The organism is Microcoleus sp. MON1_C5, from assembly GCF_036701875.1.
In the GTDB taxonomy this organism is placed as follows: Bacteria; Cyanobacteriota; Cyanobacteriia; order Cyanobacteriales; family Microcoleaceae; genus Microcoleus.
On sequence record NZ_JAUBRN010000002.1, the window covers coordinates 58,348 to 76,705 of the forward strand.

General features: G+C 44.5%; 18 protein-coding genes. 11 read left to right on the forward strand and 7 right to left on the reverse strand.

Features of this window, described 5'->3' with window-relative positions:
* Positions 1-2: 2 nt before the first annotated feature.
* Positions 3-1,028, forward strand: coding sequence for a hypothetical protein (locus QUA71_RS01525; protein WP_190657233.1), 1,026 nt, complete (start codon positions 3-5; stop codon positions 1,026-1,028).
* A gap of 320 nt (positions 1,029-1,348) precedes the next feature.
* On the opposite strand, the gene QUA71_RS01530 is transcribed toward QUA71_RS01525, so the two are convergent.
* On the reverse strand, positions 1,349-1,672 hold the full coding sequence (locus QUA71_RS01530) for a TMEM14 family protein (protein WP_190735279.1): 324 nt from the start codon (positions 1,670-1,672) through the stop codon (positions 1,349-1,351).
* Positions 1,673-1,798: 126 nt separating this feature from the next.
* On the opposite strand from QUA71_RS01530, the gene QUA71_RS01535 reads away from it, so the two are divergent.
* From QUA71_RS01535 to QUA71_RS01550, 4 genes are all read left to right on the forward strand, one after another.
* Positions 1,799-3,103, forward strand: coding sequence for an ATP-binding protein (locus QUA71_RS01535; RefSeq protein WP_333281361.1), 1,305 nt, complete (start codon positions 1,799-1,801; stop codon positions 3,101-3,103).
* Positions 3,104-3,341: 238 nt separating this feature from the next.
* The gene (locus QUA71_RS01540; protein ID WP_190739853.1) at positions 3,342-3,788 is read left to right on the forward strand and encodes a tellurite resistance TerB family protein; all 447 of its coding nucleotides are present in this window, start codon (positions 3,342-3,344) and stop codon (positions 3,786-3,788) included.
* Between the two features lie 152 nt (positions 3,789-3,940).
* Positions 3,941-4,366: a thioesterase family protein gene (locus tag QUA71_RS01545; protein ID WP_333281631.1), complete on the forward strand. Its 426-nt coding sequence runs from the start codon at positions 3,941-3,943 to the stop codon at positions 4,364-4,366.
* A 76-nt stretch (positions 4,367-4,442) separates the two neighbouring features.
* Positions 4,443-5,414, forward strand: a complete 972-nt coding sequence (locus QUA71_RS01550) for a putative 2-dehydropantoate 2-reductase (RefSeq protein WP_333281364.1) — start codon at positions 4,443-4,445, stop codon at positions 5,412-5,414.
* 115 nt (positions 5,415-5,529) lie between these two features.
* Here QUA71_RS01550 and QUA71_RS01555 read toward each other — a convergent pair whose 3' ends face one another.
* The 4 genes from QUA71_RS01555 to menA form a co-directional block, all read right to left on the reverse strand.
* The gene (locus tag QUA71_RS01555) at positions 5,530-6,948 is read right to left on the reverse strand and encodes a 2-succinylbenzoate--CoA ligase (RefSeq protein WP_333281367.1); all 1,419 of its coding nucleotides are present in this window, start codon (positions 6,946-6,948) and stop codon (positions 5,530-5,532) included.
* 83 nt (positions 6,949-7,031) lie between these two features.
* Positions 7,032-8,066 (reverse strand): o-succinylbenzoate synthase, encoded by a 1,035-nt coding sequence (locus QUA71_RS01560; protein ID WP_333281369.1) that lies wholly within the window; start codon positions 8,064-8,066, stop codon positions 7,032-7,034.
* 11 nt (positions 8,067-8,077) lie between these two features.
* Complete coding sequence (menH, locus tag QUA71_RS01565; protein ID WP_333281372.1) at positions 8,078-8,878, reverse strand: 2-succinyl-6-hydroxy-2,4-cyclohexadiene-1-carboxylate synthase; 801 nt, start codon at positions 8,876-8,878, stop codon at positions 8,078-8,080.
* Positions 8,879-9,020: 142 nt separating this feature from the next.
* Positions 9,021-9,917 (reverse strand): 2-carboxy-1,4-naphthoquinone phytyltransferase, encoded by an 897-nt coding sequence (menA, locus tag QUA71_RS01570; protein ID WP_333281375.1) that lies wholly within the window; start codon positions 9,915-9,917, stop codon positions 9,021-9,023.
* Between the two features lie 405 nt (positions 9,918-10,322).
* On the opposite strand from menA, the gene QUA71_RS01575 reads away from it, so the two are divergent.
* Positions 10,323-11,756, forward strand: a complete 1,434-nt coding sequence (locus tag QUA71_RS01575; RefSeq protein WP_333281378.1) for an isochorismate synthase — start codon at positions 10,323-10,325, stop codon at positions 11,754-11,756.
* 52 nt (positions 11,757-11,808) lie between these two features.
* Here QUA71_RS01575 and QUA71_RS01580 read toward each other — a convergent pair whose 3' ends face one another.
* Positions 11,809-12,108: an antibiotic biosynthesis monooxygenase gene (locus QUA71_RS01580; RefSeq protein WP_333281381.1), complete on the reverse strand. Its 300-nt coding sequence runs from the start codon at positions 12,106-12,108 to the stop codon at positions 11,809-11,811.
* Between the two features lie 73 nt (positions 12,109-12,181).
* On the opposite strand from QUA71_RS01580, the gene menD reads away from it, so the two are divergent.
* Positions 12,182-14,089, forward strand: a complete 1,908-nt coding sequence (gene menD, locus QUA71_RS01585; protein ID WP_333281384.1) for a 2-succinyl-5-enolpyruvyl-6-hydroxy-3-cyclohexene-1-carboxylic-acid synthase — start codon at positions 12,182-12,184, stop codon at positions 14,087-14,089.
* A gap of 44 nt (positions 14,090-14,133) precedes the next feature.
* Here the strand turns inward: menD and grxC are convergent, their stop codons facing one another.
* On the reverse strand, positions 14,134-14,448 hold the full coding sequence (grxC, locus tag QUA71_RS01590) for a glutaredoxin 3 (RefSeq protein ID WP_190657209.1): 315 nt from the start codon (positions 14,446-14,448) through the stop codon (positions 14,134-14,136).
* 264 nt (positions 14,449-14,712) lie between these two features.
* Between grxC and QUA71_RS01595 the strand changes: the two genes are divergently transcribed.
* The 4 genes from QUA71_RS01595 to QUA71_RS01610 all read left to right on the forward strand — a co-directional run bounded on the left by QUA71_RS01595 (position 14,713) and on the right by QUA71_RS01610 (position 18,240).
* Positions 14,713-14,928, forward strand: a complete 216-nt coding sequence (locus QUA71_RS01595) for a hypothetical protein (protein WP_006633950.1) — start codon at positions 14,713-14,715, stop codon at positions 14,926-14,928.
* Positions 14,929-15,447: 519 nt separating this feature from the next.
* Positions 15,448-15,609, forward strand: coding sequence for a transposase (locus QUA71_RS01600; RefSeq protein ID WP_445243742.1), 162 nt, complete (start codon positions 15,448-15,450; stop codon positions 15,607-15,609).
* 113 nt (positions 15,610-15,722) lie between these two features.
* Complete coding sequence (locus QUA71_RS01605; protein ID WP_333281388.1) at positions 15,723-16,841, forward strand: alkene reductase; 1,119 nt, start codon at positions 15,723-15,725, stop codon at positions 16,839-16,841.
* Between the two features lie 391 nt (positions 16,842-17,232).
* The gene (locus QUA71_RS01610; RefSeq protein WP_333281390.1) at positions 17,233-18,240 is read left to right on the forward strand and encodes a protochlorophyllide reductase; all 1,008 of its coding nucleotides are present in this window, start codon (positions 17,233-17,235) and stop codon (positions 18,238-18,240) included.
* Positions 18,241-18,358 lie beyond the last annotated feature (118 nt).

Consider the following 18,358-nt stretch of genomic DNA (forward strand, 5'->3'; position numbering starts at 1 on the left):
AAATGAATGAGTATCTCAAGGCATTCCAGGCTATTACCCTGTTTAGCGATCGATTGTTGGCAGACGAATATCAATCCGTGGAGATTAAACAGTCAGCTACCCAACTCAGTTTAGATGTGGAACCTTGTATTGACGAAATTAAGCAATCTGCCATCAGACTCAAGGGGCTACTTCAGGTATGTTTCAAAGATGTATCTCAGGCTGAGGATGTCTGGAATAGCAAGCCGAGAATTGCTGGAGCATCTCCTGTTGATGTCTGGGAGCAAATTGGCGAACTAAGCGGATGCGATGTGAGAATTCGCAGTTTAGGAAAACAGGGCAAATATGATGCTGTTGTTAAAGTTCGCAAATCTTGGAGCGACAAGGCGACCAAGTTAAAAACTCAGTGGTTTTTGTGGGATAAAAACCCTCAACTATTTCAAAGAGATGCTATTGGTTTTTTTGACAAAGAGAATTTGCACAAAGAGTTACGTAATGAAGTGGATTCCCAGGCAGAGCGAGTCAGTTTAATTATGGAGAATGAACTGAGTTTAATTTTTAAAGAATTACAATCTATTGATATAGAAAAAATTGAAGTTTGTATTGACTGCTTCGACCTCAACAGTCAATCTAAATTTAGAGAGCGACTACAATCAATAGGGGGAGAGATTGTATCTAAGTTTACGGAGCCACTGAAATATTTGCCGGATTCTTATATGAAGAGTTTTAAAGATACGTTGAAAGAACCTGTAGAAACTCTCGTTCATAAAAGCAATCTCGGAATTACTTTGGTCGATTTTGAAGAGTTCTGTAAAGTGATTGGCTTAATCCTAGATAATGTGATTCTAGCTGTTTTTGAAGAGCGCATGAAACTGGCAATTAAAACCGTTGAAAAAGCGATTAAATTCTACAATAATTTTTTATATAAGCAGGCGCGGTATCAGAAAGAGACGCCGGAACAGCGAGCGGCGGAAAAAGAGTGGATCGAATGCCAGCGGCAGCAACTCAGGGAAGTTCAGCAGTATATTGATGCAGTCATCAATCATTAGTGGTTAGTTATTAGTAATTGGCAATTTGTAATTAGGAGTTACTAATTAGTGTTTTAACTACTAATTACTGACTCCTAACTGCTGAATTCACGCAAACAGGACTTACGCCGAACCTAATAAATTATTTACGGCTCCATGCACACCGCACCTTAGCGCTATAATTCGCGCGTTAAACCACTTTTTGCGTAAGTCTTGCTAAAAATAGATACAAGCCCCGTAATTACGTCATGAAAATAAAAAAATTAGACTTTAGTTCAACCTCCCACTCAAGGCTGGGGAGTTAATCTAAAATCTAAAATCTAAAATCTAAAATCGAATGACTATTGATATTGACCGCTGATTTCGTAAACGATCGCGCCCAAAGACGCTAAGCTAGCTAAAATTAGCATTCCTGCCGGCATGAATTTTTGAGTTTTAACAAGGCGCACAATAAATACTATTACTAAAACAGCGGAGATGGCTGCTGCTAATGTTAAACCCCAACTTTGTCCCATAAGCTGGGCGGTGCCGGCAAAAATTAGCAGCGAACCGCTAATCAAGCCCGAAATGAGCGAGGCTTGGCTTTTGGCCTTGATATAACCCATGATGCCGCCAACGAGTGTTAAAATGCCGTAGCCGATCGCCGCTGCTGTACCTAAATTCATTTTTAATCCTCCCGATTTCACTCTTTGCATCTAAATTTATACAGCGCGGCCTGCAATTAGTGTCACGAATTGTTAGAAAATTTATTAAAGCCAGTCAGGATATGTAACTGTTATACAATTGCCATTATGTCAGCCCTAACTTCTGGTGCGATCGCCCAAATCCGTTACCTCCAGCGCCAAGCGGCATCCCTGCTGCTGTATCAATCAGTTCTCAAAAGCCCCGCAGGTCAAGCTTTTCTCGATTTGCTGCAAGCCCTTCACCACAGCGAAGTCAGCGGTTTGGAATGTCAGGTAGCTTACGGGAACTGGTTCAAAGTTCAGGCTGCTAAAAATTTAAGCTGGAAAGATTCTCTGATTTCCGAAATTCTCAAAGACGAAAACCCCTTTTCACGCCGAGCACAGCAAACAGATTTTGCAAGTTTGCCCCCCGCTTTGGTGGAGGCCGCCCGACATGATTTACAAGTGCTGCAAAATATTTACGAATGCAGCAGCGAACAGTTGAGCAAGTGGGTGCGGGTAGCGGGTCAACTTGACGCAGTGCCTCCGATTTGGCATTCAGAAACTGTAGCAGAACAGGGAGATTTGCCGCTGCACGGGAAACTAGAAAAATGGTCGAGCGCGGCGGAATCTTTGGCAGTTTATTACCGACAGTTTGGCACGGGTTTGTTTGCCGAATATCGCGCTTTTAGGTGGCGGGGAGGGGAGTTGGCAAATATTTCGCATCCCGATGGCATAACTTTAAAAGAGTTGGTTTGCTGCGATTGGCAGCGGGATGCTCTGGTGAAGAATACGGAGTTTTTGTTGGCAGGTTATCCGGCTTTGCACGTCTTACTGTACGGGAGCCGCGGTTCGGGCAAGTCTTCTTTGGTGAAGTCGCTATTAAATGAATTTGGAGCTCGCAATCTGCGTTTGATTGAAGTATCTAAATCGGATTTGCAAGATTTGCCGCTAATTGTCGAGCAGTTGCGGGGAGTTCCTCAAAAGTTTATTATTTTTGTGGATGACCTTTCCTTTGAGGAAGATGACGATGCTTTTAAAGCTCTGAAAGTTGTCTTGGAGGGGAATGTTACTGCTCGCTCTCAAAATGTGGTAGTTTACGCTACATCTAACCGCAGGCATTTAATTCGAGAGTTTTTTGACGACAGGCCTCGCCCCCGCGATGGAGACGAAGTTCACGCTTGGGATACGGTGCAGGAAAAACTTTCCTTTAGCGATCGATTTGGCTTGACTTTAACTTTTGAGCCGGCGGATCAAAACACTTATTTAACAATTGTCCGACATCTCGCAGAACTTGCTGGAATCAAACTCGCTCCCGAGGATTTGGATCACCGAGCTAAAGAATGGGCAACTCGCCGCAATGGGCGATCGGGCAGGACTGCGCGGCAGTTTGTTGATTTCCTGAAAGCAGATTTAGCCATTTTTCACAAGTAGATCGTCTGCGCTGCGAGGGCGGGTTTTACCTGAAATATGGGAAGGGAATTCATGAGCTGAATACACTCGCCATTGCAGCGCCAAAGGGCGAAAGAAAAATTCTTAAGTTTTTCATAATTTTATTGATAATAAATAACTAACACAATTTGATATAATTATCAAAATCCCCAAAGAAACCTCCAGAGCCAGAACCCATCCTGACTCCATAAATCGACCACTAAATAATGAGGAAAATATCATGGGTTTATTTGATAAAGTATCGCAGACTCGTCAAGAAACGGACGTAACGTTAGGGCCGGCAGAAGCATTTGCGGCGATCGCGCTAATTGCCGTAGCAGCCGACGGTTACATCAATGACAGCGAAAGTAAAGCGATTAGCATGACGCTATCTCGGATGCAACTGTTCCGCAGTTATCCGGATGACGTGATGAGAAAAATGCTCGATCGCCTGCTGATGATTCTGCAACGGCAAGGAGTTGAGGTACTTTTTAATGCTGCTTTGGCAACGCTTCCCGACGAACTTAAAGAAACTGTTTTTGCTGTCACAACTGATATCGCTTTAGCAGATGGCGAGGTTTCAGAAGAAGAAGAACAACTTTTGAACGATCTTTACAGTGCATTGGGGCTTTCCGAAGATATTGCCCTCAAGATTATAGACGTGATGTTGATTAAGAACAAAGGTTAAGAAAGAAAGGGAAGGAGTGAGGAGGGCGAATTTTACAATATAAAAAATTAGCGCCTACTTACTTAGCTGACAACTTCTCCAAAAGTGCGGTTTTACCGATATGATGGTTGGTAAAATTGCGATCGAATTTGCGATCGCCGTTACTACCTCAAATGCCTTTCACTTACACCCGCACTGTTCGCTTTCAAGATACCGATGCTGCTGGAGTCGTTTACTTTGCTAACGTTTTGGCGATGTGCCACGAAGCTTACGAGGCATCTCTAGCAGCATCGGGAATCAATCTCAAAGCATTTTTCAGCAATCGCCAGGTTGCCTTTCCCATAATTCATGCTAGTGTAGATTTTTATCGCCCAATGTTTGCGGGCGATCGGCTGATGATTCAATTGATGCCGAAACAAGTTACTGGCGATGAATTTGAAATTGCCTATCAAGTATTTTCGGGGGAAGTTGCAGGAAGAAGCGCTGCTAAAGCTCTTACTAAGCACGTCTGCATAGATGCAGTTAGCCGAGATCGAAAACAGCTATCTGAAGACTTGATGCAGTGGATGAGGAAATTTGAGATTGAGATTTCAAATTAGTTCTATCTTTAAATAATAGCAGGGTATGACAGTCAAATTTCTGTTTTGTTGATATTATTTCTGACTTTTTGATATTATGTCAAATCGCAATTATGCCATTGTGGGGACGGGAGCTTTAGGCGGATTCTACGGTGCTAGACTGCAACAAGCAGGTTTAGAAGTCAATTTTTTGCTACGCAGCGATTACGATCAGGTCAGAAAACACGGTTTGATTGTCGAGTCTCCCGAAGGCGACTTCACCCTCCCCCACGTCCGCGCCTACCACAACACGCATAAAATGCCTAAGTGCGACGTAGTAATTGTAGCGCTGAAAACAACTCAAAATCACTTTTTGCCCCAAATTTTGCCTCCTTTATTAAAGGATAACGGGACGGTTTTAGTATTGCAAAACGGATTGAATGTCGAACCGGAAGTAGCTAAAATTGTTGGTGCAGAACGAGTGGTTGGCGGGCTGTGTTTTCTCTGCTCTTATAAAGTTGGGCCCGGTCACATCTGCCACCTAGATTACGGCACTATCACCCTGGGAGAATATGCCCAGGACTACAAAGCAATTGGTATTACTGATAGATTGCACCAAATTGCTAAGGATTTTAAACGTGCTCATATTCCTATTAAAATGAGCGAAGATTTGCTATTGTCAAGGTGGAAAAAGCTGGTTTGGAATATTCCTTATAACGGGCTGTCTGTAGTGTTGGATGCGAGAACTGACGAACTGATGGCTAATCCCGATACTCTGATTTTAGTCAAGGAAATGATGCGGGAAGTGATAGCGGGCGCCAAAAGTTGCGATCGCATTATTCCCGATGACTTTATCCCACAGATGCTCGAATACACTCAGAAAATGAAGCCTTACCGCACGAGCATGAAAATCGATTATGATGAATCGCGGCCCCTGGAAGTTGAGGCGATTTTTGGTAATCCGATACGGGTGGCGCAGCAAGCAGGTATTAAGTTGCCCCAAATAGAGGTAGTTTACCGAATGTTGAAGTTTGTGGATGTTCAAAGACAAGAAGCAGAGAAGACGAGAAGGCTGTTAGGTTTGTCGTAATTAGTCAGTTGACTGTTGACTGTTGACTGTTGACTGTTGACTCTTGACTGTTGTCAGGAGGCGGAAATAAGCATGAGAAATTCTGCCTTCTGCATTGATTGCGATCGCCTAATAATTATTGATATTTGAGCGCAATTTCTTGCAATTTTTCTCGATTGACTTTGCCTTGAGAATTGCGCGGCAATTGTTCGACGATTACCCAATATTTCGGTCGCTTAAACTTGCTCAACTTATCTTCTAGTGCCGCTTGCAGATTTTTGACAGTAACTTCGGAATTAGCGGGAACGTAGATAGCCGTAACGACTTGACCCCAATCTTTGTCTGGCAAGCCAATTACAGCAATATCGGCAACTAAATTAGTCGATCGCACAACGGCTTCAACTTCCGCCGGAAATACATTTTCTCCGCCTGTGATAATTTTGTCGCTGCTGCGTCCAACGATATTTAAGTAGTTATTTTTATCAAAAAATCCCAAATCGTCTAATTGGAAATATTCGCTATCGCCAAAATTTTTAGGATAATAACCCAAAGCCAAAGATTTAGCATTTACCACAATATTTCCGATTTGATTATCGCACAAAATATCGCCCTTGGCACTGCGAATAGTTATTTTAGCGTGCGGTAAAATTTTACCGGAACTGTTATTGCCAGCGAGAAAATCTTGGGGTTTTAGTGTAGCAATTTGCGAGGCAGTTTCGGTCATGCCATAACTGGGCGCTAATTTGATTTGATAGTTTCTAGCTGTTTCTAAAAGTTCCGACCACGCGGGGGCACCACCCAAAAGTACGGCCCGAAACCGTCCCAGCCAATTAGCTGTATCTGGCTTTTGCAGCAGCCGTTGCAGTTGAGTTGGAACTAAAGAAATGAAAAATTCTTCTGGTTCTATGTCGCTTTTTTTACCACTTTCTAATTCTTTAAATGGCTGAATAGCGAGTTGTCCTCCGGTAGTAAAGGAACGCATGAATTGCATTAAACCGCTGACATGATATAAGGGCAAAACGCAAAATGAGTTGATTTTGTCAACTTGAAAATATTGTTGAAAACCTTGTACTGATGCTGTTAGCGTTTCCCAAGTATGGATGGCAAAACGAATTTTTCCCGACGAACCGCCGGTGGGAATCATGATCGTATCAAAACCGCTTTTACCGGACGAATGGAATTCGCGGCTATACAAACGAAGTCCGCCTTCGCGGACTGGGATATGGGGATTTTTGGGAAGCGGATATTGTCCTAAAAATATGTCTGGTTGGACTAAATCAAAGACTTGTTCCCATTCGGGTTTTACCCAGTTGGGATTGCAGAGAAAAATGGGGCCTTTGGCGGCGCGGGCGGCGGTGAAACTGGCAAGAAATTGCACGGGTTCTGGTTCGGCGAGGCAAATTTTTGGGGGTGTTTTTTGTGCGGGATTTTGGGTGATTTCAAGAAATACCCGATCGACAATTCGGGCAAATTCGCGACTGTCACAACCGATAAGCCAGTTATCGGGCAAGCCAGACTTGATATCCAGAATATTTACTGTGAGATTTGTTGCCATAGATGCTTTCACCAAGTTTTTGGATTCAAAACAATTACCTAACCCGCTTGATTTAGTCGTGGGAGTAATCTAAAATCTAAAATCTAAAATCTAAAATCTAAAATCGAATGATTGTCATCGAACCAGCAATCGGTGCCGAAGCCGAGTGCTCTCTTATTTAAAGACAATTGTGTTGCTAAGTTTAATGCTGCTTGTTTGCCGATTTCTGTTTCAAATACTGATGAGAAAACAGCGTCTATATTGTGAGTTTGACAAAATTTTCGCAGTTGGGATGGAGAACCGCATATCGCAGGTTTAATGACGAAAATACCCCGCCAGCCTTGGCTGTAGCACTCTTGAATGCGATCGAGGTTGGCTGCAGATTCATCAAGGGCGATCGGAGTTGCATAAATAGCATTTAATTCTACCATTTCCTGAAACTGTGTTACGGGCAACGGCTGTTCCAAAAATTCAATGTCTGCAGAAACGTCACTTGCTTTTACCTCGTCGCAAGCTTGCAGCCATGTTTTAGCCTCCGAGTAACTGAGTCCCCCGTTGGCATCTAACCGCAAAAATGCCGATTCTCGATCGCACAAATTGTGCATTGCTTGGATTAGCTGCTGAAAAATCTTTAATTCTTCCTTAATTGCAGCAACACCAATTTTCCATTTAAACGTGCGATATCCCTCCAACCAAAGAACTTGCAAAGCCTGCAAAGCTGTTTCACCTGCTGGCAATAAACCGCTGAACCGATTTTGCATTTTCTCCCCATTTTGGGAAAGGTAAGTTAAATTTTCGCTTTTCTCCCCCCCTTGGCAAGGGGGGGCTGGGGGGGGTGAATTTTGCTCGTTTGATAGTGCTGACTCAAATCCAAATTGACAAGCAGGCAATTCAGCAGAAATAGAGAAAATCGTCTCTTCTGAAATATTAGTCGCCAGCGATTTACAAAAATCTAAAGCTTGCTCAAAAGTTTCGGAACCAAACCAACTCAAAGGCGCAATCTCTCCCCAACCAATTTGATTATTTTCGCCCACAAGTCGCAGGATAATTCCCGATCGAATATCCCAAATGCCGTGACTTGTTTGCAGTGGACGCTTAAATTTTCGCTGATAAGTGCGAAACTCGAATTGATAAAGCATTGGTTTTTTAATTAATCATAAAATTCTCTCACAACTGATCCAAAATTATCAATATTTTCAAAATGAATATTGTGGCCAGCTTTTGGTACAATTTCCAGAAGGGCGGCCGGACACAATTTGGCAATTTCGGTATTTATAGTTGTAAATTTATCATCATATTCTCCCGCTAGCAAGAGGATAGGGATTTGATTTTGTGCCAGTTTTCCCCAGAGAGAGGGCTGGTTGCCGATTCCCATATTGCGGAGTGATTTGGCTAACTCTAAGGGATTGTTTGCTAAGCGGGTTTCTATGAGTTTGTCGAAGTGGGGAGAGTTTTTTAAAGATTTGAATAAAGGGCGATCGTACCAGTTGAATAAAAAATCTTTAATGTTGCTATTTTCCAGCTTTTGTGCTAGCTGTGAATCGGCTTCCCGGCGGTGCGATCGCTCTTTTTCTGTTTTCAATCCTGGCGAAGCTGACTCTAACACTACTTTCTCGAATCTTTCGGGAAAATGTAATGTCATGTAAAGTGCCAATCGCCCGCCCATTGAATAGCCCAACAACAAACATTTGTCTATTTGTAAATCATTTAATAACTGGATCAATGCTTGGGCAGTATTTGACATATTGTAGTAACTTTCGTCGCCGTTGACTTGGGTTTTTCCGTGGCCGGGAAGGTCAACTGCTAAGCAGCAATAACTGTTAGAAAGTAAGGGAATGACGCTGCTAAAGTCTTGACTGCTGCCCGTGAATCCATGCAAAAATAAAAGTGTCGGCTGATTCTTGTTGCCAGTTAAGGAATAGTGAAAGTTATAATTATTAAATTTGTCCATAGACAATTATACGATTCAATGTGAGGTACGGATTGCTAAATTAAAGAAGATTTTGAGAAGTCGCCCAACTCTGCAAACTCCACGAACTCCCTCAACTTAGCAAACCATACCTCCATTTTACCGGCATTTTCGATCGCCCGATCTACAAAGCAAACCCCAACGCCAGCAGCAATCCGCTCGAAAAATGCAGCGTAACTGCGATAAACTTAGAGTTGCTGACCTTTACCGGTTGGTCGTGATAGTCTGTGACATGGTGGCCAAGGTCGATCGCAAATGGCAAACTCCCAAAAATCAACAGCGTCCAAATTGGGAACATTCCCAAAGCCACAAATACCACAGTCAAAACATAAATGCTGCCGCATAGCCACTGCAACAACTCGGCACCTTTTTTCGTACCGAGTCGAACAATTGGGGATTTTTTACCCGCTGCCAAATCGTCCTCAACTTGGTGAAAATGGGAACAAAATAAAATGATACTCGTTGTAATTCCCACGATTGCCGAAGCCGCTAAATTAGTTGCAGACCAAGTTTGAGTTTGACTGTAATAAGCAGCGGCCAAGGCTAGCGGCCCGAAGGTGAAAAAGCAAATAATTTCTCCCAAACCCTGATAGCCAAGACGAAACGGAGGCCCTTGATAAGTGTAGCCGAGAGCACAGCACAAAACTACCAGCAAAATTACTGTTGGGTCTTTTTGCCACCAGCTTATGGCGCAGATTCCCGACACTCCAACTGCTAAAAACAGATTGGCTAGCCCGAAAATTAAAGTTTTATTTCCGGTTAAGTTAACTAGAGAATGCGCTTTGTTTTTATCGATGCCTGTTTCTGAGTCAAATACATCATTGCTGAGATTCAGCCATGCTATAATCAAAATGGCTGACATTAAAAATGTCGAAAAAATTGACGAATTAATCGTTTGAGTTTCGGCAAAAGCAATTGCAGTTCCTACTGAAATAGGAATCACCGCAACGCTGTACATGGGCGGCTTGATTGCCGCCAGCCACAATTTACTATTTGAACGTTCAATTAACTTTGTTGTCATTACACAAACTTGATTCAATTGATAGCAGCGTAGTAATTTTACAATTTTATTGGTGAAGAAACTCTACTCTGTATCGGGTTGAGTGCGCGGGGGGCATCCGTTGAGAGGCTTTGCGGGCGATCGCACGCCCGGTAATGCCCGTCTGCAAACCTCTGCGGGGTCGATCGCATGAGAGCCGAGATTGAGTCGCTCAATCTTAAAGTTTTATGTCTAAATGTTTCGATCGATCGCGCGTTGGGGAAGCCCTGGAAGAGGATCGTCTGTTTTCTGCCCCAAGCGAGCCCAAACTTTCCGGGAAACTCGAAAGGTCATGTTTTGCGATCGCCCTCCCGTGCTTAGATCGAAATAGGGGTTCTAGCGGGACAAAACCGCACTCTTTCTGACAAATCTGCTATTCTCGCTTTCATGACAGTAATACCGCACCGCGCTAATCTTTTACAAGACCGCAATCAACTGCATCAGTTTCTGTTAGATTGCCAGCAGTCTTTAACGGAAAAAGATCAAACAAAGATAGTTAGTATTTCTCAGGAGATTGCCCCCGTCGATCCGCTAGTTGTACTTCAAGAGATTTCCGAACCTTGCCAGCGACACTTTTACTTTGAAAAAAGAGACCCGATTTCCGGCAACAGTTTTGCGATCGCCGCCCTAGATTCGGCCATCCATCTAACAGTAGCCGGAAGCGATCGATTTGCCCTCGCTCAAAATTTTATTCAATCTTGTCTTGCCCGAACAATTGCCATCGGTACAGAACGCTTGCCCTTCAGCGGGCCGCACTTTTTTTGTAGCTTTGCTTTTTTTGATGAGAATGTCGCCACCAATTCTTACTTCCCCCCTGGTACCGTCTTTTTACCAAAATGGCAGATTACTCGCCTGAAAGATAGCTGCACAATTGTGGCAAATGCTATCATAAATTGCGACATAAATATTAATATTGTTACGGATAATATTTGGCAAAATTTTGATAAAATTGCGTCTCGCCCTTACCAAAAAATAACTTCTATTAGAAACAGTTCGATACTTTTAAAACAAATTCCTGTGAATGATGCCACTCAATTCAAAACATCTGTCAAGTCCGCTTTAGAATTTATCAAGTCTCAATATTTCAGTAAAATTGTTTTATCCCAAGCCATAAATGTCATTTCCAAAACCCCTTTTAGTTTAATAGACTCCTTAAATAACTTGCGCCTTACTTATCCCGGTTGCTACGTATTTTCCACCAGTAACGGCCAAGGTCAAAATTTTATCGGTGCCAGTCCAGAACGCTTAATCAGCATTCACAAAAATGAGTTAGTAACAGATGCCTTAGCAGGTTCCGCACCGAGGGGGAAAAATGAAGCGGAAGATGCGAATTTAGGCAAAGGTTTACTCAACAGCGAAAAGGATATTCGAGAACATCGAGTTGTAATTGATTTTATAGTCGATCGCCTGTCGAGTCTCGGTATCAATCCCGACTTTTCTCCGGTTCCTAGGCTGCTGCAACTGTCAAACATTCAGCATTTGTGGACACCCATAAGGGCTAGAATTCCCCGTGATATTCATTTATTAAAGATTTTATCCCAACTGCATCCAACGCCAGCGGTGGCGGGCGTACCGAGAGATATTGCCCTACAGCAAATTCGCGGATGCGAAAGCTGCGATCGCTCTTTGTACGCAGCACCCCTCGGCTGGATCGATCGCACCGGCAACGGCGAATTTGCCGTCGGCATTCGATCGGCTTTAATCGATGGCGATCGGGCTATACTTTATGCTGGTGCTGGTATTGTGGCGGGTTCGGAACCCGAAAAAGAACTAGCAGAAATTCAGCTCAAATTGCAGGCACTTTTAAATGCTTTAGTTTAATTCAGCTAATTTGCAGAATGTAGAGTTGTCTGGCTAATTGATTGAGTCTGTGTTAATGTTTAATTTTCACCTCCTCAAAATGTTCTACTATGGGAAAAGGATCGTAAAAATGGTGAAGCATTCTTTTCCACTCTTGATATTCAGCGGAATTCCTAAATCTAATGGTATGAGCTTCTAAATTTTCCCATCTAACCAATAATAGATATTTTCCTTGAACTTCTGTGCAGCGATGAAGTTCGTGAGATAAATATCCATCTATAGACGCTATCAGACTGGAGGCTTCTCTAAAAGCTATCTCAAAATCACCCTCAAAGCCAGATTTGACATTAAGCACAACCGCCTCAAGAATCATAAAAATGTATCCTGACAATTATTTGAGTATAATATCCTAGCACAATACAGAGTTGAGCTACTCAGGTTTAGCAATGCCAATAGATTTTCGCAACACAAATACCGTCTGGGCTTCCGTATTAGCAGAAACTTTGCAGCGGTTGGGATTAACTACCGCCGTGATTTGTCCCGGTTCGCGATCGGCACCGCTAACAATAGCCTTTGCTCAAAACAAAAAAATAGAAACTATTCCCATACTCGACGAACGTTCAGCCAGCTTTTTTGCATTAGGAATTGCCAAAAAATCATATTTACCAACCGCACTAATTTGCACATCGGGAACCGCCGTAGCCAACTTTTATCCGGCGATAATTGAAGCCAGAGAAAGTCGAATTCCGCTGCTAATATTCACCGCAGATCGACCTCCAGAATTGCGGGACTGTCACGCCGGACAAGCGATCGACCAAGTGAAAATATACGGCAATTATCCCAACTGGCAAGCCGAATTAGCGATACCTTCTGCGTCCAGAGGAATGCTAGACTATCTGCGGCAGACGATCGTGTATGCTTGGGAGCGATCGCAATTTCCAACTCCCGGCCCCGTCCATCTCAACATCCCCTTTCGCGACCCGCTTGTACCCATTCCAGACATAGCCGTAGAAGCTTTAGAAACAGAATTTAATCCCGAAGATTTCTTTGCAGGATTAGAACCAATTTTCGCAGGAGAAACCTCTACCCCCCCCAGCCCCCCCTTGTTAAGGGGGGGAGAAGAAAGTACAATGCAACAGTGGCAAAAGTGCAGCAAAGGGATTATTATTGCAGGCGTTGCACAGCCTCAATTTGCCGAAAAATACTGTAGTGCGATCGCCAAAATTTCCAAATCCTTAAACTGGCCAGTTTTAGCAGAAGGACTATCCCCAGTCAGAAACTACGCCCAACTCAATCCTTATCTAATTTCCACCTACGATTTAATCCTGCGAAACCGCGAACTAGCAGATAAATTAACCCCAGAAATCGCCCTTCAAATCGGAGACTTACCCACAAGCAAAGAACTGCGAAACTGGCTAGCCAAAACCCAACTAAAACGCTACATAATCGACCCCAGCCACCACAACTTCGATCCCCTACACGGCCAAACAATTCACCTGCGAACCTCTGTAGAGCATCTAGCCACTGCTATTTCCCCTCAAGTCCCCCCCCTTAGCAAGGGGGGGTTAGGGGGGGTTCTAACCACTGCTACCACTAATATCCCCCCTCAAGTCCCCCCCCTAAACAAGGGCGAGTCAACTCAAATCCCCCCCCTTAGCAAGGGGGGGTTAGGGGGGGTTCTAACCTCTCCATCAAACGAATACCTCCAACTTTGGCGCAACACCGAAACCCAAGTCAGACAAACAATAGACCAAAAAATCTCACCAATTAACAACATAATCGAACCCAAAGTTTCCTGGCTGCTTTCCCAAATTTTGCCGCCAGCAACACCGATATTTATTGCCAACAGTATGCCCGTCAGAGATGTAGAGTTTTTCTGGAAGCCAAACAACTTAGAAATAAAACCTTTTGTCAATCGCGGCGCTAACGGTATAGACGGCACATTATCAACAGCTTTAGCTGTTGCTCACCGCAATCAAAGCAGCATCATGCTAACAGGCGATTTAACACTTTTGCACGATACGAACGGTTTTTTAATTAAAAATAAATTTGTCGGTCATCTGACAATCATATTAATTAATAACAACGGTGGCGGAATTTTTGAAATGTTGCCCGTTGCCAAATTTGACCCGCCCTTTGAAGAGTTTTTTGCGACGCCGCAGCAGATAAATTTTGCTCAGTTGTGTGCAACTTACGGCGTGGAACACGAGATAATAGACGATTGGGAACAGTTCAAACAAAAATTAAGTTTTTTGCCAAATAGCGGGATTCGCGTCTTAGAAGTGCCAACAGACAGGCGCGCCGATGCTCAATGGCGGCAAGATAATCTAAGTAAATTTGCCAAAGATTTGTAAATTTGTAGGTTGAGCCGGTGGAAGGAAACCCAACCTACACTAATTTAAACTGCTGGTTGAGCTAGCAGCGGATCTAACTGTCCATCTGAATCGAGTTTGTGAATGTCATCGCAGCCGCCTACGTGTTGGTTATTAATGAAAATTTGGGGTACGCTGCGGCGTCCGTTAGCGCGATCGGCCATTGCTTTTCTAGCGGCTTCGTCGCCATCAATTTTGTATTCCGTGAAATTTACGCCTTTCCACCACAGCAAAGTTTTGGCGCGGATGCAGTAGGGACAGGTTTGCCAAGTATAGATTTCCACATTGGCTTTGATGCGATCGGGCTTGCGGCCCAAAATGGGATTGAGAAAATCAAGCATTTTCGGTACTGGGGTAAAAATTAAACTGGTTGGGGGATTAACGATCATTTTAGCGAAATGCCGTCAGCCCCACGTCCTACCCAAAAATCGGCGCGGGATGGAATTGCCTGCAGCAACCTGTGGCACTGTGACCCAAGTCACAACTTTACTCTACTCGGATCACTTGCTTTCACCCTAGAGAATCACCTTCGCGCCCTTATTAATATCACCGATATTTTAAGGAAACCAGAAGATGATAGATATATCGAATTCAACCGCACTGCCATGCACCCCGTACAACTCCTCCCCGGCGCTATCTCTGAAATCCTCGCTTCTGTAACCGATACAGGCGTTTTGACTCTGGCGGATCGCTACGGTTTGATGGCCGCCACCTTCGACGACTCTCTGAATGACGAAGACAGAGGCTGTATCAACCGCTTGCTGCGGGCCGTGCTCAGAGGCCGAGTGAAAGTAGTCAACGAACTTTCAGCAGCATTCTAATCGGGATTTGAAGTTTTGTTCTGAAGGCAAGGTGAGTCAGCGGTAGATGAAAATAGTGGAAACTCAGGCAGGAGTGGAAACAGCGGTAATTTGAATTCGATTTAAAGTTTTCTCCTCTAACTCAACAACGGTTTTTTTGTCAAAGCAGCCTTTACCGGCTGCTTTTTTTTTATTTAATCGCGGATTTCCAGGTTGTACTGGCGGCAGAGGTCGATCAGTTCTTGTTGGAAGCGATCGCGCACATTGAAACTTGTGTTTTAACCACGTCTAAAGCTTCAATTTTGGGCGGGAAACAACCTAAAACCCTATCAGGGATTGAAACCTTGCCTCTTTCATTGACAAAAAATACGGACGGAAAGCCGGAAACGACCTAAAACCCTATCAGGGATTGAAACTTTCGGAAGTATTCACCAGAAGAGGAGACAGGAGGAAAGAGGGTATTCTTCTCCTGACTCCTGACTCCTGACTCCTTCTTCGCCGGAAACAAGTTTACTTCCCACACTTGTCACAGCACAGGTAGTGGTCATAGATAATCTCACCTTTGATAAAAGTGGTCGGATTCAGGAATTGATTCAAACAGCAGGGTGTAGACTATTATATTTACCGCCATACTCTCCAGAGTTTAACAAAATTGAACAAAGAAGAGTCTTGGCTAAAAAGTCAAGTTCGCAAACAGCTTGATGAGTTTGATTGCTTACATTTTGGCCACCCTTGGATGTCTTGCCTTGCATCCTAACATGAGCGGTTGCTATATGTGATTTCCCAGATTATTCAGTTGAGAAAACCTCAAAATTATGACCAATCAAACAACTTCTCCACTCCTACTCAGCCCCTTCAAAATCGGAGATTTATCCTTAAAAAATCGGGTAGTCATGGCACCCCTAACGAGAGCCAGAGCCGGTGAAGCGCGGATGCCCAACGCCTTGATGGCAGAGTATTACGCTCAGCGAGCCTCCGCTGGTTTAATCATTACAGAAGCCACAGTGGTTTCTACTCAAGCTAATGGTTGGCTCAATACGCCCGGTATTTATTCAGACGAGCAAGGCGAAGCTTGGAAACAAATTGTGACTGCGGTTCATGCCCGCGAAACACCGATTTTCATGCAGCTTTGGCACACCGGACGAGCTTCCCACAGCAGTTTTCATGAAAACAATCAATTGCCAGTTGCAGCCTCTGCCATCAAAATAAACGGAGAAGGCATTCATACCCCTCTAGGCAAACAACCCTACGAAACCCCCCGCGCTCTAGAAACCGATGAAATCTCCCTGGTTGTAGAAGATTATCGCAAGGCGGCCGAACGAGCAAAAATGGCAGGTTTTGACGGTGTAGAAATTCACGGGGCAAACGGCTATCTCATTGACACGTTCCTGCAAACAAAAACCAATCACCGCACAGATTCCTATGGCGGCACAGTTGAAAACCGTTACCGTTTTCTCAAGGAAATTGTCGAGGCGATTATCACAGTATTTCCGGCAAACAGAGTGGGAGTTAGGCTTTCTCCCAACGGTATTTACAATGATATGGGTTCTCCAGAATATCGCGAAGATTTTCTGTATTTCGCAGGGCAGTTAAATGCCTATGATTTAGCTTACCTTCACTTGGTGGACGGTTTGGCTTTTGGCTTTCATGAATTGGGAACGCCCATGATGATAGCAGAGTTTCGCGATGTGTTTGCAGGGCCGCTCGTCGGCAACTGCGGATATACTCAAGAACAGGCTGAAACGGCCCTGAGCAGCAAAGTGGCGGATTTAATTGCTTTTGGTCGGGATTTTATCAGCAATCCTGACTTGGTAGAGCGTTTTACTAATGGTTGGCCGCTCAATCCGCCTGCTGAAGTGGGCGTCTGGTATTCTTTTGGGCCTGAAGGTTATATCGATTTCCCTACCTATCAGGAACCAGCAGCTATTTCTTAGTTGAGTTGTTTGGGGCGGGTTTATCAATAAATACCGAGTATGTGCATCATAGATAATGGTGAACCCGCCCCTAAAAGATTTATGGTTAATTTCTCAAAATAGGAGTCGGAGTTGGAGCCATATTTAATTTTCATCGCCCGTTGAGAGCGAGCATCTCCTATTTGTAAAAACACTTCTTCTGCCTCCGGCCTCCTGGCTTCTGCCTCCGGCCTCCTGGCTTCTGTCTCCGGCCTCCAATTTTGGGCTTGGCTGCAAAAGTGAGAGGCTCCCAGTTGAGATCGAGAACGTTTCCCCATATCCTAATAACCATAGGGTACTTCAAAACATCCAAGCTGCTAGCTCAGCGTTTGAGTGCCTGAAAAAAATCAATAGCGGAAGCGCTTTTAACAAGATGGCACAAAATCACAAATCAACGGTTATCATTACCGGCGCTTCCTCCGGCGTCGGTTTGTACGGCGCGAAAGCTCTCGCAGACAAGGGATGGCACGTAGTCATGGCCTGTCGGGACGTGCGGAAAGCCGGAGACGCCGCCCGAGAGTTGGGCATACCTGAAGGCAGTTTCTCCATCATGGAGATTGACTTGGGCGATTTGGAGAGCGTGCGTCGGTTTGCTCGGGCATTTAAGGCCAGTGGCCGGCCTCTGGACGCTTTGGTGTGCAACGCGGCCATTTATATGCCTTTGATTAAGGAACCGCTGCGGAGCCCGGAGGGTTACGAGTTGACGATGACTACCAATCACTTGGGTCATTTCCTGCTGTGCAACCTGATGATGGAAAATATGAAGCCTTCCTATTATTCCGATGCGAGAATCGTGATTTTGGGAACTGTGACTCACAATCCAGACGAGTTGGGCGGGAAGATTCCGCCGCGCCCGGATTTGGGCAATTTTGAGGGTTTTGAAGCCGGTTTCAAAGACCCGATTTCGATGGCTGACGGCAAGAAGTTTGAACCGGTCAAGGCTTACAAAGATAGCAAAGTTTGCAACGTGCTGACGATGCGGGAATTGCACCGCCGCTTTCACGAATCCACGGGGATTACTTTCACTTCGCTGTATCCGGGATGCGTTGCGGATACGCCCCTGTTCCGCAACCACTATCCTTTGTTTCAGAAGCTGTTCCCGCTGTTTCAGAAGAATATCACCGGCGGTTACGTATCGCAGGAGTTGGCGGGGGAAAGGCTGGCGATGGTGGTTGCCGATCCCGAATACAAGCAATCTGGGGCTTATTGGAGTTGGGGAAATCGCCAGAAAAAAGATGGTAAGTCTTTTGTGCAAAAGGTTTCTCCCCAGGCCCGTGATGATGAAAAAGGCGAGCGGATGTGGGAGTTGAGCGCTAAGTTGGTGGGATTGACTGACGGTGCTCAAATGGGTGCTGCCGCTGGTGCGGGCCGCTCTGCATAATTCAAAGTTACAAACCCCCTTTATCAGGCTTGGCGGTTGAAACGGCGTCTACGCACAGGAGGTGGGTAGACGCGGACTCAATAATAAAGGGGGTATTAAAGTCGGATTTGGTATGATA